We start from the raw sequence: 14,701 nt of genomic DNA, 5'->3' as shown, positions 1-14,701 counted from the left end.
CTGGTCGGTGACCGGTACGCGGTCAGCGACCAGGTCAGTGCGCGCCGTTGGCCCGCGTGAACGGCACGGTCACACCGTTGAGGATCCGCGTCGTCTCGCAGACCCGGCGCCACGGCTCGTGGTACGAGAACATGGCGCCCGTGCCCGCGGGATCCGGCACGGTGAGCTCGGTGCCCGGGGCGGGCAGGCCGACGGGCCCGCCGGCGGGGATGGGCGGTGACGAAAGGAACGGCGAGAGGCCGGACTGCGCGCCCGGCGGGCGCGGGTCGATGTGCGTGAACGGCGTCGCCAGCTCGGTCGGGCTGTGGCAGCCGTTGCACGTGGCGAGCGCGAAATGGTGGCGCTCGATGGCCTGGAGCGGCGTCGTCGGGGTGTGATCCCAGAACGGCCCCGGCGCGGGCGGGGGCGAGGTCGATTCGCCGCCGAGCAGCGAGGCCGGGACCGGCGTCTGGGTGAAGTCGATCAGGTTGGGCGAGCCGGTCCAGAGCGCGTTGGCGTCGAGGTAGCCGTCGAGCGCGACCGACGCGTTCAGGCTGTCGTCCGGCGTCTGCTTGGTCGTGTCCGGCCGGAGCAGCGCGGCGTTCGGCCCGAGGCCGACCTGCTGGAGCGTGCTCTCGCGGAGCTTCCAGTCGGGCCCGAAGATGATCTCGTTGGTGCGCACCTGGGCGATGGCGCTGCCGTGATTGAGCGCGCCGGGCTCTGCCCCCGGCGAGGTGATGTCGGTGAGCAGCGACTCGAGGTGGGCGAGGTACGCGGGCGAGCCGATCGGCCCGAGGGACGGGTCGCTCAGCTTGTGAAAGGCGTTGGCCCAGTCGAAGGTCGTGGCCGGAGCCCCGCCGCGCTGCGACGGGAGGCCGTACTCGAGGATGACCGTGGCCGGGAGCGGGCCGCCGCTCGGCAGATCGAAGATGCCGAAGACGAAGCGCACCTCGCCGGCGCTCGGAGGGCCGCCGTAGAGCGGCGAGGGGTCCTGCAGATCGGCGCGGTTGAGGATCGCGAGGAGGCGGAAGGGCGCCTGCGTGATGTCGAGCGGACAGGCGCCCGGGCCGACGATGGGCGCCCCCGGGGCGCAGCCGCTGGCGATGAGCCACGGGTCGATGAGCGTGGGCCGGATGCCCGGCCGCGCCGGCATGGCGAAGCCGTTGACGACGTTCGGCACCTCCCACGCGTGCAGCCACTCGGCCACGAACTCGTGGACGGGCGTCGCGCCGGCCATCTGGCGCATGAGCATGCCGAAGGTCCACGCGGCCGGGGTGCCGCCGGAGGGGCAGGAGCCAGACCAGGTGGTGCGGCAGACGTCGTCGACGACGGCGACATCGCGGATGAGCAGCTCGCGGTCGAAGTCGACAGGCAGCGGGAGCGGCGGCCAGAGCGTCGGATTCAAGTAATCGCAATCGGTGACGAGCGACTGCGCCGCCTCGCCGAGCGGACCGTCATCCCCGGCCCCCGAGGTCCCGGTGTCGAGGGTGCAAGCCCCGATCGCGAGGCTGGCCAGTGCGCACAGGATCGATGTTCTTTGCATGGATAAGGAGGCACCTTTCTCGCGTGGCGCGGCTCCATGCCCGCTGGAGCGCGCGGCACGAACGCCCTGGCTGGAGCTCCGGGCGTGGGCACCTGTTCTAAATAAGGAATATCGGTATGTAAAGCGGCTCGGATCACGCGATCGTGGAGTCTCTGTGACTATCCCTGAGTGTCGGGGTGCGATGGAGTGTGAACGTGTATGGTTGTTGTGCGGCGAACGCCTTTATGTGTGGGGGTGGGCGCGCGATTCGGGCCCTGGCTGACCCCGAATTCACCCGGCACGGGGCTCGGTCTGGCTGTCGGGGCGCGCTGGCAGGAGCGGCACGGGGGGGCGGCGCGCGCTTCGGGCCGCGAAGGGACAATGCTCCCCCCACGGCGCGCGGGCCGCCGGCCCCTCATTGCTCGCGGAACGTGGCGTCGGCCTGCTGGGCGCTGCCGGACACCGCGCCGACGATCATCAGAAAGCCGGAGTGCCGCATGTACTGCCCGGGAGCGCTGTAGGACTCGAAGGACGACCAGCCGCTGTTCGCCAGGCCGGGGCGGCGATGCCAGGTGGCGTCGCCCCGGAAGCCGGACGACCCGTCGTTCGTGTCCAGCCAGATCTCGCCGCCGCGATGCCGGAGGAAGCGGCCGGGGAAGTTCACCGACTCGAACGAGACGGCGCTCGCGTTGGCGAGCCCAGGCACCACGCGGAACTGCGCGTCCTGGATCGGCGACACCGCCTCATCGATCCGGGCGCGGAAGGCCTGGTGGCGCAGGTACCGGCTCTGGAAGTTGTAGGATTGCAGCTGGCGGATGGTGCCGACCGGCGTCGTGGTCGAGCCGGCCGCGTAGTTGCGGATGACGCCGAGATCCCAGGGGAGCTGCTGGTACGGGGGGCCCGACAGGTTGAGGTTCCCCTGGATGAGGAAGTCGACGCGGTTGATGTCGTTGATCTCGAGCTTCTGGTTGACGCCAGCGCGGATGAGCTCGCCGTGGGAGACGCTCGTGGTCCACCGATCTGCGTTATACACGAGATTGCCGCGCCAGGCCCATTTCTCGGAGATCTGCCGCCACGGCCCGCCGGCGCTCGCCGACGTCCACAGCTCGTAATACCGGTTGTCCTTGAGGTCTTCGACGATGAGGTAGTACTGGCCGTCGGCGAGCGACTTGTAGACGTGCGCGCCTTCGAACGTATCGGTGATGGCCACCGAAGGTGATCCCCAGCCGCCCGGGAAGCTCCCCCGCGCCGTCTTGCGCACGTAGAGCCTGCGCGAGCCGTCGTCAGGGGTGTTGTACAGGTAGCAGCTGGCATCGTCGCAGATCACGTAGTAATCCCAGCCCATGTTGCCGGAGGCGCCCAGCGATTTCGGGCCGGACCACGAATTGGGGTCGGCGATGTTCGAGGTCGTGGCATAGGCCGCGCCGTGTTTCCCGTCCTGGTAGACCAGGTACCACAGGTTGTGCGGCTCGAAGTAGAACACCTGCGGTGCGCAGAAGTAGCTCTCGCCGATCCTGCTCAAGTAGATGTGCGGGGCGGTCCGGAAGCCCTCCATCGTCGTCGCGGACGAATACAGCATCTGCCATCCGCCGCTGGCGTTGGCGCCGGTGTAGAACATGTGATATTTGCCGCCTGAATACACGATGGTCGGATCTTTGACGGCGTAGTGGTCGTAAGGCTCCGCTTTGCCTTTGTACAGGATCGGCGCGTCCACATACCAGGTCGGGTTGGCGACGGCGGCGGCGCCCTCGAGCGAGCCGGCCTCCTCGCTCTCGCCCTCGATCTCCTCCGGGCCGACGACACACGACACGGCGATGGCGCCGGTCGCGGCGGCGAGCAAGGCGTGTCTGGATACGAACCTCATGTCGTTCTCCTCGTCCTTCCAAGGTTGCGCTGCGTGAATCTGTCGACGGCTCGACGCTGCGACGGCGAGCGAAGAGAGCGCAGAGGCATCGGTCGTCGATGCGCTCTGCGCCCTCTGTCGCGTCGTCAGCTCGATGTCTCGACGCGCTGCCGGTGCAGCGGTCGCTCCCCACGGACCGTCAGCGGCCGAGGAAGCCCATGAGCCAGCTCATGGCCGGCCGCATGGTGCCGTTCGAATGCTGGAGGCCGGTGTTGTCCCTCCAGGTGGCGCCGACGATGTAACCCCAGAGGGTGATGCCGGGGACGGCGGGGTGGTTCCAGAACATCTTGAACTGCTCCTCCATCACCTGCCTCTGCCGGTTGTCGTCCGCGATGCCGATGTCGTACTCGGTGATGTACACGGGCTTGCCGAGCGAGGCGAGCTTGTCGATGTACCCCTTCACGGTGTTCGTGTTGAGCTTGTAGGCGTCGTGGGCCTGCGCGCCGAGCGCGTCGACCGGGGCGCCCGCGTTGATCACCGCCCGCGCGATCCGCATGAAGTTCTGGTGATCGCCCTCGTACTCGATGTTGTTGTAGTCGTTGAGGATCAGGACCGCGTTCGGGCAGAACTCGCGGGCCCACTTGAAGGAGTTGACGATCCAGTCGTAGCCGCTGGCGCCGTCGCCGCCGATGCCGTTCTTGTAGGACGGCGTGGTGTGGGGCGGCGGCTCGTTGACGACGTCGATGTACTTCGTGTCGGGGTAACGCGCGCAGAACGCCCTCATCCAGTCGCGCACGGCCGCCTGCTGCTCCGAGCCGGAGAGCCCCCCGATCCAGCTGGGTTGCTGGGCACCCCATACGAAGGTGTGCTGCTTGAACGCGATGTTGTTCGTCTTCGCGTAGTTGTAGATCCTGTCGAGCGCGCTCCAGTCTCGCACGCCGCGGCTCCGCTCGACGGAGCCCCACTTGCCCTCGTTCTCGGGCGTGATCTGGTTCCAGTACCTCGCGAAGCCGTCGCGCACGGCACCGTTGGTCGTGATGTTGCCCACGAACTTCGCCCCGGTGGCGCCGCCGCCACCGCCGCCACCGCCGCCCGCGCCGCCCGCGCCGCCGGAGCCGCCGGAGCCGCCCGCGCCCGAGCTGCTGGAGCTGCTGGAGCTGCTGCTCGAGGCACCCCCGCCGCCGGTCCGGAGCGAGAACTTCTGGTTGTCGCCGTTCGCCCAGCCCCACTGCTGGAGGGCTGCGCCGTCCGCGCTGCCGCCAACGTCCAGGGACTTGCCGCTGTGGCGCGCCGTGAGACGCACGCCGCCGGTGACGTCCGTGAACGACCACTGCTGGTTTTGTCCGTTCCAGCAGGAGTATTGCTGGACGCGGGCGCCGTCGCTGGTGGAGGCGTTCGCGACGTCCAGGCAACGGTTGCTGGCCACGTTGCGGATGCGGTAGTAGCCGCCGTCTGCCGACTCCACGCGGAACTGTTGCCGCGTCGAGCCGTTGCAGCTGGCGATCTGCAAGCCCGCTCCGTCAGCGGTGCTGCCTCCTGCCACCTCGACGCACTTTCCGCTCTGCACGCCGACGATCGTGTAGACCGCGCCCGTATCGATCGTGATGGCGCCGTCGAGCGACCCCCCCTCCTCGGTCTCGGCGTCGTACGCCTCCTCGGGGTCGATGACGCACGAGACGGCGAGGATACCCGTCGCCGCCGCAAGCAAGGCCTGCATCGTTCCAAATCTCATCTTGTTCTCCTCTTCCTGTTAAGTAAGTGAAACTAGAATCTTCCCACTGCTCGACGCTGCCCTCGCGTGGGTCGGGGTCGCTCGCCGCGCGCTGAAGGCCCCCGAGGGGCCGCCGCGCTGGCCATTGCCGCTGCGCTGGCCATTGCCGCTGCGGATGAACCTCGCGCGAGATGCGCGCGGAGCGGATAAGTTCGTTCGATGCGCGTCAGGCAGCGCGTCGGGGGTATTTCTTGCTCTCGACTGGCATGTTCGTCAAGTCGATTGTGCATCGCGAGCGGGCATGAGCCTCATGAAGGTGCGATATGCACAGATGCGAAGTTACGATGGTGGTTTGACCCCGACATGGATCGAGGCATCGACCGCGATCGCCAGGCGCGCATGGCGCGCGAAGAGCACCGTAGATCGCCCGTGATCCGCGGGCCGCGCCGGCCGCGCTCGGCAGGAGAGCGCGCTCGAAGAGCTGGAGTGAGATCAAGGAAAGGCCGCGCGCCAGGAGGGCCGCACAAGGCTCCTCCTGGCGTGAAGCGACTCGAGCCGATCGAAGCGGCGCGGACGGTCGAGCGCTGCACAGCGGCCCTGTCGTGGGCGCCTGCGCTCCCTCTGCCGCGTCACCGTCTCGGCCGGTGCGCGCCGCCCTGGGCATCGCGCAGCGATGGCTCCCCGGGGTCGTCAGCGCCCGTCAGCGGCCGAGCGAAGCTATGGTACGGCGGGTCGTAAGAGCGTGAAAATCTCGGGTTTCATCGTAATCACCTTCGCGAGAGGGTGATGGCCGACAGACCGACCGGCATGGGGCGACAACCCTCGATCGCTCCGAGGCGCGATCGGGCTGGGCGGCGCGCAGGCCGAGGCCCCGCGTTCCGTCGAGCGGATGCCGGCGGAGCCGGTGGGCGTGCGGGTCGCGGAACGACCTTGCGCCCGGCGCGGGTAGGGCGCGACCGCCGCCCCCGCAAGCGCGCCATCGCACGCGCCCGCGGCGATCGAACGAACGGAGCCGGTGCCGGGATCGATCCCGGTGACGAAGAGAGCGGTGCGCATGAGACAACCCCCACGCAGGGCAAAGCCGAAGAATGAGACGATTGTGAGCGCTAACATCTCAGATGTCAATTCCGATCCGCCCTCCCACGGCGTCACGCCTGCGGCATGGCGCGCGCGTAGCTCTCGCGGAGGTGATCCACCAGCGCGAAGGCAAGGTGGTGGCCGCGGAACACACATCCTGCGCCACGACAGCCCGCGCAGGCAGCGCACGGACACGGCCGCAGGCCCTCTGTTATTCTGCAAAGCCTCCGAGGAGGCTCTGCTCATATGACCCCTGAGACCGTCGACATCCTCGATCCGGACCTTTACCTCGCGGGCGCGCCGCACGATCGCTTCGAGATCCTCCGCCGGGAGGCGCCCGTCTACTGGCACCCCGAGCCGGCGGGCCGGGGGTTCTGGGCGATCACGCGGCACGACGACGTCGCCCGCATCTCGCGCGACCCGGCCGCGTTCTGCTCGGGGCGCGGCCTCTTCATCGAGGATTTCGCGCCCGGGGACATGCGCGACAACCCCGATGTCATGATCATGATGGACCCGCCCAGGCACGGCCGCTTCCGGGCGCTGGTCAGCAAGGGGTTCACGCCCCGTGTCATCCAGCGCCTCGAGGCGCACGTGCGGGAGCACGTGACGCGGCTCATCGACGAGGCCTGCGCGCGCGGCGGGTGCGACTTCGCCAGCGACATCGCGGGCAGGCTGCCCCTGACCGTGATCCTCGAGATGCTCGGCGTCCCCCGCGAGGACCAGGAGCAGATGCTCGACTGGACGATGCGGTTCTTCGGGGCCAGCGACCCCGATTACCGCATCTCGCCCGAGGAGCTGAACACCGTGCTCCGCAACATGAACGCCTACGCCCACGGGCTCGCGGAGGAGCGGCGGAGGTCGCCCAAGGACGACATGCTGAGCCTGCTCATGGCCGCCGAGGTGGACGGCGAGAAGCTCTCCTACACGGAGTTCGGCGGCTTCTTCAATCTGCTGCTGACGGCCGGACACGACACCACGAAGAACCTCATCTCCAACGGGATGCTCGCGCTGATCGAGCACCCCGACCAGCGCCGGCGCCTGCTCGACGACCCGTCGCTCCTCCCGACCGCCATCGAGGAGATGCTGCGCTTCTCGCCGCCGGTCTATTATTTCCGGCGCTCGGCGGTGCGGGACACCGAGATTCGCGGGCAGCGGATCGCGGCCGGGGACAAGGTGGTCCTGTGGTACGTCTCGGCCAACCGCGACGAGGACGTCTTCCGGGATCCGCACACGTTCGATGTCGGCCGGACGCCCAACGAGCACCTCTCCTTCGGCATCGGCCCCCACGTGTGCCTGGGCCTCGCGCTCGCGCGCCTGGAGGCGCGGGTCGCCTTCGAGGAGCTCCTGCGCAGGCTCCCCGATCTCGAGCTCGCCGGGCCGGTCGTGCGGCTCCGCTCGAACTGGGTGAGCGGCGTGAAATCGATGCCGGTCCGGTGCGCGCGCCCTGCCGGGTAGCGCGCGCCGGCCGCTCATGATCCGGTCTTCTCGCTGAAGCGGTACACGACCGTCCCGAAGGCGTGCACGATCCGGGAGGCGCCGCCGGCGACGGTGACGTCGGTCCAGCAGATCCGCGCGTCGCGCGCGCGGACGACGGCGCGCGCGACGAGCCCGTCTCCGGGCAACGCCCCGAGGAACTGCGCGCTCAGGGCGATGGTCGCGCCCGATGCCCCCGGCGACGGCGGGACGGCCGTCCATGGGCAGGTGGCGCCCGCGGCGTCGATGAGCGTCAGGACGGCCCCTTCGTGCATGGCGCCGTCGCCGTCGAGGTTCGCCGCGGCGGCGTCCATCGCCATCTCGAGCGCCCCGCGGCGCATGCCCAGGAGGCGCAGCTGCCTTCGCGACAGGAACGGACTGCCCGCCATCGCCGCGCGGATCGCCCCCGCGACGCCGCTCGTCGCCTCGTCCGCGGGCGCGACGAAGTCCCGCCCTTCCTCGGCGAGATCGGAGAGGGGAGGGGAGCCCGCCGGCACGCCGTCCGGCCCGGCCTCGCTCACGGTCGACGACGCGTGCGCGACCGCATTCCCGTCCGCGTCCCTGATGAGCGCCTCGAAGAAGCCCAGCTCGCGCACGCGGCGCACGGCGCGCGCCTCGACCGTCAGCGCCTTGCGCGCCGCGCGCACGTAGCCCACGTGCATCGAGACGGTGCGGAGCGGCGGCGCGACCGCGCGGGCGGGCTCGCGCGCGATGGCGTGCGCGGCGATCGGCACGAGCGACGCGAGCGCGCCGCCGTGGACCAGCCCGAACATGGTATTCCGCTCGTCGAAGGGCAGAGCCAGGCGCGATTGCGCGTCGTCGGCGGCCTCGATCTTCACCCCGAGGTCGGCCGGATAGGAGCCGTCCTCGAACCGCGTCCTCATGCTCTCGGTCATGCCGTAGTCTCCAGAGATCGCCCGGAGTCGTCCAGCCTCGCGCGCCGGGCGCGGCTCCCTCCGGCCGCGCGCCGTCGCGGGCGGCGCTGCTCGGTGGAGCGGGGGAGAGCGCCGCGCGCCGCGCCCCCGACAGGCCTGGATCGGCGCCCGGCCGCCGCGGTACGGTCACCTGTGACCGAGACTGTCCTGCTCATCGACGACGATCCGGGGTTCCGCGACGCCTACCGCGAGCTGCTCGCGCTGGAGGGGTATGCGGTCGCGGAGGCCGGGGCCGCCCCGAAGGCGCTCGCGGAGCTCCGCCGCACGAGCGCGCGCCTCGTCGTGCTCGACCTGATGCTGCCGCCGTCGGGCCGCCCCGAGGAGGGCGCCGCGCTCGCCGACAAGATCCTCGCCGAGCGGCCCGCGGCCAAGGTGATCGTGGTCTCCGGCGCGGGCGAGACGCCGCTCGCCCTGCGCCTCGTCGAGCGCGGCGCGTACGACTTCCTGGCCAAGCCGGTCGATCCGGACGTGCTGCTCGCCGTGGTCGCGCGCGCGGCGGCGCGCCTCGCGCTGGAGGACCGGGTGACGGAGCTCGAGCGCTCGCTCACGGCCCGCGAGGGCGACGCCTCGGCGCTGCTCGGGCAGTCGCCGGCCTTCCTCGAGGCGAAGACGCTCTGCGAGCGCGCGGCGCCGACCGACGTGCCGGTGCTCATCACGGGCGAGTCGGGGACGGGCAAGGAGGTGTTCGCCCGTTACCTGCACGCGAGGAGCCGTCGGAAGGACAAGCCGTTCATCGCGGTCAACTGCGGCGCGCTCGCGCCGACGCTCCTGGAGTCGACGCTGTTCGGCCACAAGAAAGGCGCGTTCACGAGCGCGATCAAGGACGCTCCTGGCCTGTTCGTCGAGGTCGACGGAGGGACGCTCTTCCTCGACGAGATCGGCGACATGGATCCGGCGCTGCAGGTGAAGCTGCTGCGGGCGCTCGAGACGGGCGAGATCCTGCCCGTCGGCGCGGCGCGCCCGCTGACGGTGGACGTGCGCATCGTGTCGGCCACGCACAGGTCGCTGGAGTCGATGGTCGTGAACAAGACGTTCCGCGACGACCTCTACTGGCGCGTGCGCGGGATCGAGGTCGCGTTGCCGCGCCTGGCCGACCGCGTGGGCGATCTGCCGCTGCTCGCGCAGCACTTCCTGAACATGTCGCGGGCGCTCGTGCCGCGCTCGCCGGCGACCACGATTTCGCCCGGCGCGATGCGGCGGCTCGAGGCCTGCGACTGGCCCGGCAACCTGCGCGAGCTCCGGCACGAGATGCAGCGCGCGCTCGTGATGGCCGGGGGCCGGGGAGAGATCCTCGAGGAGGACCTCTCCCCGGCGCGGCGAGGCGGCGCGCCCGCGGCGTCGGCGGGCGACGAGCCGGCCGAGGGGGCGACGCTGGAAGAGAAGATCGCGGCGCTGGAGCGGCGGGAGATCGCCGCCGCGCTGCGGGCGACCCAGGGGAACAAGAGCCAGGCGGCGGCGCGGCTCGGGCTGTCGCGCCAGGGGCTGCTCAACAAGATGGATCGTCACGGACTGAAGTGAGCTGTCCGTTCATGCAGTGGTGAAGAACAATTCCGACCCATAGGGAACGACCTCGGTATCTGCAGGCGACCGAAAAAACATGAGCCGCGCCGCGCTCGGGCCGGCACTGAAGGACCGGAGAGCGCGGCTCGCCATGATCCATCGCTCGTACTGCGCCGCCCAGGGGCGTCCCTGGTCTCACGAGAGAGGGAGCCACAGAGGCACAGAGAGCACAGAGGGAAGAGAAGAAGAGAGCGATAGGATCGACTCTCTACCTCGGTGCCCTCTGTGAGTCTGTGGTTCTGTTTCTCCCCATCGCGGACCAGGGACGAACCTGGCACGAGGTACCAGCTCAGGCCGATCGAGGCCGTGTCCCCGTCATCACGGAGCCACGGTGCCTCTCGATCGGCGCGACGCCGGCCGCTCTGCACGCGCGATATCGGTCGCTCGCTCCTCTCCGGGGGCGAGCGCTGCGGATGAGCAATTTCAGGAGGAGTCATGACGCTTGGCAGGATGGTGGTTGTGGGGTGTCTGTCGCTGGTGGGTTCCGCCCTCGCCGCGTGCGCGAACAGCGGTGCGGAGCGGCTCGGCGAGGGGAACGGCAACGTGGACGTGAGCCCGTCGACGTGGGAGGAGGGCGGCTGCACGCTCACCCAGGGCTACTGGAAGAACCACGAGCCGAACTGGCCGGTGTGGTCGCTCACCATCGGCGGCGTGACGTACTCCCATGAGGAGCTGCTCGAGCTCTTCCGGACGCCCCCGCGCGGCGACGCCAGCCTGATCCTGGGCCACCAGCTCATCGCGGCGCTGCTCAACGTGGCGACCGGCGCGAGCGACGCCGCCCTCGACGGGGCGCTCGCGAAAGCCGACGCGTGGATGGCCGCCAACAAGGACGCCGACGGCCGGCTCCCGTACGGCGTGAAGCGCGGCAGCGCGGCCGACGAGGCCGTGTCGCTCTCGGGCACGCTCGCGTCCTTCAACGAGGGCGGCATCGGCCCCGGCCACTGCGACGACGGCCCCAGCAGCGGGTCCGGCAGCACGGGCAGCGGGTCCGGCAGCACGGGCAGCGGCGAGTGGGGCGAAGGCGGCAGCGCCGGCGGCGAAGGCGGCAGCCACGGCGGCGAGTGGGGCGAGGGCGGCAGCGCCGGCGGCGAAGGCGGCAGCGACGGCGGCGAGTGGGGCGAAGGCGGCAGCAGCGGCGACCCCGGCGACGGCGAAGGCGGGTCCGGGTCGGAAGGCCCGGTGTGCTCGGATCCGTGCAGCGACGGCTGCGGCGACGGCTCCGTCTGCATCCTCGGCTGCTGCGCGTTCGTTCCCAACTGAACCGCCTTCCAACGGGCGCACCGAACGCGGCTCGCGCCCGCCGGCGATCCTCGCGCGACGGCGGCGCCAGAACCACCTCTCATCCCCATCACGCATCACGCCGCCCCGTCGCGCCGCCGCGTCGGCCCGCCCGACGAGCGTAAAGCCGATCAGCGCACCGACGGCTGCGCCGCGGTCGAAGCGCACCGACGGCTGCGCCGCGGTCGAGGCCGAGCTGGTCCTGCGCAAGAGCACCGCCCAGGTCTCCCGGAACCACGAGCTCGCACGCGCCGGACAGCTCGCGCGTGCGCCGCGGCTGTTCGCCGCTGCGGCCCCGTCGCAAGCGAGGACGGCCGCGCGCCGGTCCATTTTGATTGACGCCGGACATGTGAGCGCTAACATTTATCTCCGGCTACTTTTTTGTTTTGCCCTGGATAAGCGCATCATGCGCACCGGGCGCCGTGTCGCGCTGTCTGCCTTTCTTGCTGAAAGATTACATCGGCATGCGCTTGGACGACCGCGGACGCAGGGCCGCAGCGTTGGGCGCGATGCAGGTGAGTGATGCCAATCGACTGAGCTCATCGCGGGGTCGCCATGGGGCGAGTGCCGAAAGGCGATTCGCGCGATCACGATGGGGTCCAGACCATGCTGAGACTAGCTGCTCGTTCCTCTTTTCCCGCTGTCGCTTTGATGTTTCTCGCTTGCTCGTCCGAGACGGGCTCTCCCGGTACGGGAGGTGACGGAGCCGGTCAGGCCACGGGCGGCGCAGGCGGGGCCGGCGCTTCTACGACCAGCGGGGAAGCCACCTCGACAAGCTCCGCGAGCGCTGGCGGCGGCGCCGCCAGCAGCGGGTCGACCGGGGGCGAATCGTCGGCGGGGGGCGGCGGGATGGGGGCCGGCGGCGCCGAACCGACCGCGGGCAACCCGAGCCCAGGCTGCGGCAAGGCGGGGAGACCCGCGAACGGAACCGTGAAGGTCGACAACGATCACATCTACACGTTCCCGGACAGCTACGACGGCAGCACCCCTCTCCCGCTCTTGATGGGCTTCCACGCCTGCGGCAACCCGATCGACCAGTTCATCAACCTCACGCGGGGGTCCGCCTTCGAGACCGAGTACGTGCGCGCCGTGGGGAGGTCGTCGGACGCGGGGGGATGCTGGAACTACAACAACGACATCGCCAAGGTCCTTCGAATCTACGACGACCTGATGGACAACTACTGCATCGACATGGACCGTGTGTTCGCCACCGGCCACAGCTCCGGTGCCCAGATGATCGTGCAGATCTTGGCGCACAGGTCCGACGCCGAGCACATGAATTTCAAGGCGGTCGCGCCCGTCGCGGCCTCCGACTACGGCGCGCTGCAGGTGTCCATGCCCGTGATGTACATCCAGGGCAAGAACGACACCGTTCGCGGGGGGGACGGGGCGAGCACGGTCGCCAGGTTCCGCGCCGCCAACATGTGCCAGACGAGCTCGACGCCCTACTCCGAGGTCATGGGCTGCCAGAGCAGCGGCAAGGCGGTGAACCCCGGCTGCGTCTCCTACAGCGGCTGTTCGGAGCCGACGATCTGGTGCTCGCACGACGACCCCGCGTACAGCAATACGAGCCACGGCGTGCCGTGCTTCGCCATCAAGGCGATGTACGACTTCTTCACAGGCATGCCGTAAAGAAGCGCGCGAGCCCGCGGCGACGTTGCGTCGCCACGGGCTCGATGGGGGGCTCTCACGGGCATGCCGTAAAGAAGCACGCGAGCCCGCGGCGACGTTGCGTCGCCACGGGCTCGATGGGGGGCTCCAGCGGGGAGCCCGCCTCGAGGGGACCGGAGCTACTTCTCGAGCGTGAGCAGCCCGAGCCTGTAGGGCAAGCGGCCGTACTCCCCCCCGACGCTCGGATCCCTCCCCTGGTAGAGGAACCGCAGGTCGCACGGGTTGAGGGTCATGCGCTCGTCGTGCCCGGAGCGGACCAGCTCGCCGTGGCTGATGTCGTCGCTCCAGTCCCCGCCCTCGAACGTCACGTTCGCGGGGCCGGCGAAGGGCTTCGCCTTTGTGTCGGCCAGGGGCGCCCAGGGCCCATCGAGGCTCTCGGAGGTCCAGGACCTGAAGAAGCGAGGGCTGTTGTCGAACGCCTCCACCAGGAGCAGGTACTTGTTCGACCCGTCGATCTTGTAGACGTTGCTGGCCTCGAACAAGAGCCCCGAGCTGGGAGCCGTCATGACGACCTCATAGCCCTCGAAGTTCGGGAACTTGTCGATGCTGACCTTGGAGCGGTAGAGCTTCCCGTCGTCCCGCGAGAAGAAGAGATGGCAGTTGGCGTCGTCGCAGATGTTCCAGAAGTCCAGCGCGCCGAGGACGTTCCCCATGGCGCCCGGCTCGCCCTTGAGCAGCGGCTGCGGGCGGCTCCAGCCGTTCATGTTGTTGATGTCGTCGTTGGTCGAGTACCTGCCGTTCCACTGGTAGATGAGGTACCACTTGTTGTGCGGCCGGAAATAGAAGACCTGGGGCGCGACCGTGCTGCCGGTGGGCCAGCTCCCCATGAAGTGCTGCTCAGCGGCGTTCGCCTGAGGGAAGTCCGTGAAGCTCGTGTAGATCGACTGCCAGTTGTTGCTCGGAGCGGTCTCGAACACGGTGGCAAAGACGTGGTACTTGTTGTTGAAGAACACGATGGTCGGGTCCTTGACCGAGGCCCAGGTGCGGCCACCAGGCGGCTTGGGGCTGATCACCGGTTGGCTCGACTTCCACTTGAACGTGGTGGGCAGGTCGCAGGTCACCGGCGGGCTGCCTCCTTCGCCGCCGCTGCCCCCTTCCCCTGCGGAGCCGCCGCTCCCCGCGGCCGACGTGCTGCTGCTCGCGCTCGTGACGCCTCCCCCGCTCCCGGCGGCAGGCGACCCGCCGGTGCCCCCTCCACCCGATCCCGCCGTGGTGCTGGCGCTCGTCGTCGTGCTCGCCGAGCTGCTCGTCCCATCAGCGGGCTCCTGCCCGTCGTCCGGATCGCTGCCGCAACCGGCGAGCGCCGCGAGCACACAGCCGAGGGCAGAGAGACGAAGGGTGGAGCGGTGGTGAGTCAGGGGTTGGTGGGGCAGAGCGAGGTGAGTGGTCATGCTAGTCTCCAGAGGGATGCCCGACAGGGCCAGCGAGCTCCTCAGAGCCCGACCGTCGAGGTTGAAGCGGATGAGGACGAAGGGCCCGGTGCACAGGACGGCCCATCCAGGGCAAAGCTAAAGGATCCCCGGAGTCCTGATTGTGAGCGTTAACATGGCCGGCGTCAATCAGAAACCGGCGCGCGGGTATCCGCGATCCCGACGGTTGCGGAGCGGCGGCCCGCGGCGATGCTCGCGTGGGCTACCCCACGAGGAAGAGGG

Annotated in this window: 9 protein-coding genes; 4 read left to right on the top strand and 5 right to left on the bottom strand. The window is 69.7% G+C overall.

The genetic code is table 11. The features are described 5' to 3' along the window. Positions 1–34: 34 nt before the first annotated feature. The 3 genes from WMF20_RS43830 to WMF20_RS43820 form a co-directional block, all read right to left on the bottom strand. Positions 35–1,522 (bottom strand): hypothetical protein, encoded by a 1,488-nt coding sequence (locus WMF20_RS43830; protein WP_437607735.1) that lies wholly within the window; start codon positions 1,520–1,522, stop codon positions 35–37. Between the two features lie 394 nt (positions 1,523–1,916). Then, a complete protein-coding gene (locus WMF20_RS43825) occupies positions 1,917–3,365 on the bottom strand; it encodes a non-reducing end alpha-L-arabinofuranosidase family hydrolase (RefSeq protein ID WP_437607733.1) in 1,449 nt (482 codons plus the stop codon). 178 nt (positions 3,366–3,543) lie between these two features. Beyond that, positions 3,544–5,076, bottom strand: a complete 1,533-nt coding sequence (locus WMF20_RS43820) for an RICIN domain-containing protein (protein ID WP_165374492.1) — start codon at positions 5,074–5,076, stop codon at positions 3,544–3,546. Positions 5,077–6,378: 1,302 nt separating this feature from the next. On the opposite strand from WMF20_RS43820, the gene WMF20_RS43815 reads away from it, so the two are divergent. Continuing rightward, positions 6,379–7,587: a cytochrome P450 gene (locus WMF20_RS43815; RefSeq protein WP_437607731.1), complete on the top strand. Its 1,209-nt coding sequence runs from the start codon at positions 6,379–6,381 to the stop codon at positions 7,585–7,587. Positions 7,588–7,601: 14 nt separating this feature from the next. Here the strand turns inward: WMF20_RS43815 and WMF20_RS43810 are convergent, their stop codons facing one another. Beyond that, the gene (locus tag WMF20_RS43810) at positions 7,602–8,501 is read right to left on the bottom strand and encodes a PaaI family thioesterase (protein WP_437607729.1); all 900 of its coding nucleotides are present in this window, start codon (positions 8,499–8,501) and stop codon (positions 7,602–7,604) included. 171 nt (positions 8,502–8,672) lie between these two features. Here WMF20_RS43810 and WMF20_RS43805 point away from each other — a divergent pair, with 171 nt between their 5' ends. The 3 genes from WMF20_RS43805 to WMF20_RS43795 all read left to right on the top strand — a co-directional run bounded on the left by WMF20_RS43805 (position 8,673) and on the right by WMF20_RS43795 (position 13,010). Then, positions 8,673–10,058: a sigma-54-dependent transcriptional regulator gene (locus WMF20_RS43805; RefSeq protein ID WP_437607728.1), complete on the top strand. Its 1,386-nt coding sequence runs from the start codon at positions 8,673–8,675 to the stop codon at positions 10,056–10,058. 477 nt (positions 10,059–10,535) lie between these two features. After that, complete coding sequence (locus tag WMF20_RS43800) at positions 10,536–11,360, top strand: hypothetical protein (protein ID WP_437607726.1); 825 nt, start codon at positions 10,536–10,538, stop codon at positions 11,358–11,360. Between the two features lie 948 nt (positions 11,361–12,308). Further along, positions 12,309–13,010, top strand: coding sequence for an alpha/beta hydrolase family esterase (locus tag WMF20_RS43795; RefSeq protein WP_437607725.1), 702 nt, complete (start codon positions 12,309–12,311; stop codon positions 13,008–13,010). Between the two features lie 158 nt (positions 13,011–13,168). Here WMF20_RS43795 and WMF20_RS43790 read toward each other — a convergent pair whose 3' ends face one another. Further along, entirely contained in the window at positions 13,169–14,440 is a 1,272-nt protein-coding gene (locus WMF20_RS43790; protein WP_437607722.1) for a non-reducing end alpha-L-arabinofuranosidase family hydrolase, read from the bottom strand. Positions 14,441–14,701: the final 261 nt, after the last annotated feature.

This window comes from Sorangium sp. So ce834 (assembly GCF_051521425.1).
In the GTDB taxonomy this organism is placed as follows: domain Bacteria; phylum Myxococcota_A; class Polyangia; order Polyangiales; family Polyangiaceae; genus Sorangium; species Sorangium cellulosum_D.
Note: the sequence above shows the minus strand (reverse complement) of the source record. Positions and strands in the feature narration are given on the sequence as shown.

Excerpts from the sequence above, each read along its gene's own strand:
- WMF20_RS43810 (WP_437607729.1), bottom strand. The coding sequence starts at position 8,501 with ATGACCGAGAGCATGAGGACGCGGTTCGAGGACGGCTCCTATCCGGCC.
- WMF20_RS43815 (WP_437607731.1), top strand. The coding sequence starts at position 6,379 with ATGACCCCTGAGACCGTCGACATCCTCGATCCGGACCTTTACCTCGCG.
- WMF20_RS43800 (WP_437607726.1), top strand. The coding sequence starts at position 10,536 with ATGACGCTTGGCAGGATGGTGGTTGTGGGGTGTCTGTCGCTGGTGGGT.
- WMF20_RS43790 (WP_437607722.1), bottom strand. The coding sequence starts at position 14,440 with ATGACCACTCACCTCGCTCTGCCCCACCAACCCCTGACTCACCACCGC.
- WMF20_RS43825 (WP_437607733.1), bottom strand. The coding sequence starts at position 3,365 with ATGAGGTTCGTATCCAGACACGCCTTGCTCGCCGCCGCGACCGGCGCC.
- WMF20_RS43830 (WP_437607735.1), bottom strand. The coding sequence starts at position 1,522 with ATGCAAAGAACATCGATCCTGTGCGCACTGGCCAGCCTCGCGATCGGG.
- WMF20_RS43820 (WP_165374492.1), bottom strand. The coding sequence starts at position 5,076 with ATGAGATTTGGAACGATGCAGGCCTTGCTTGCGGCGGCGACGGGTATC.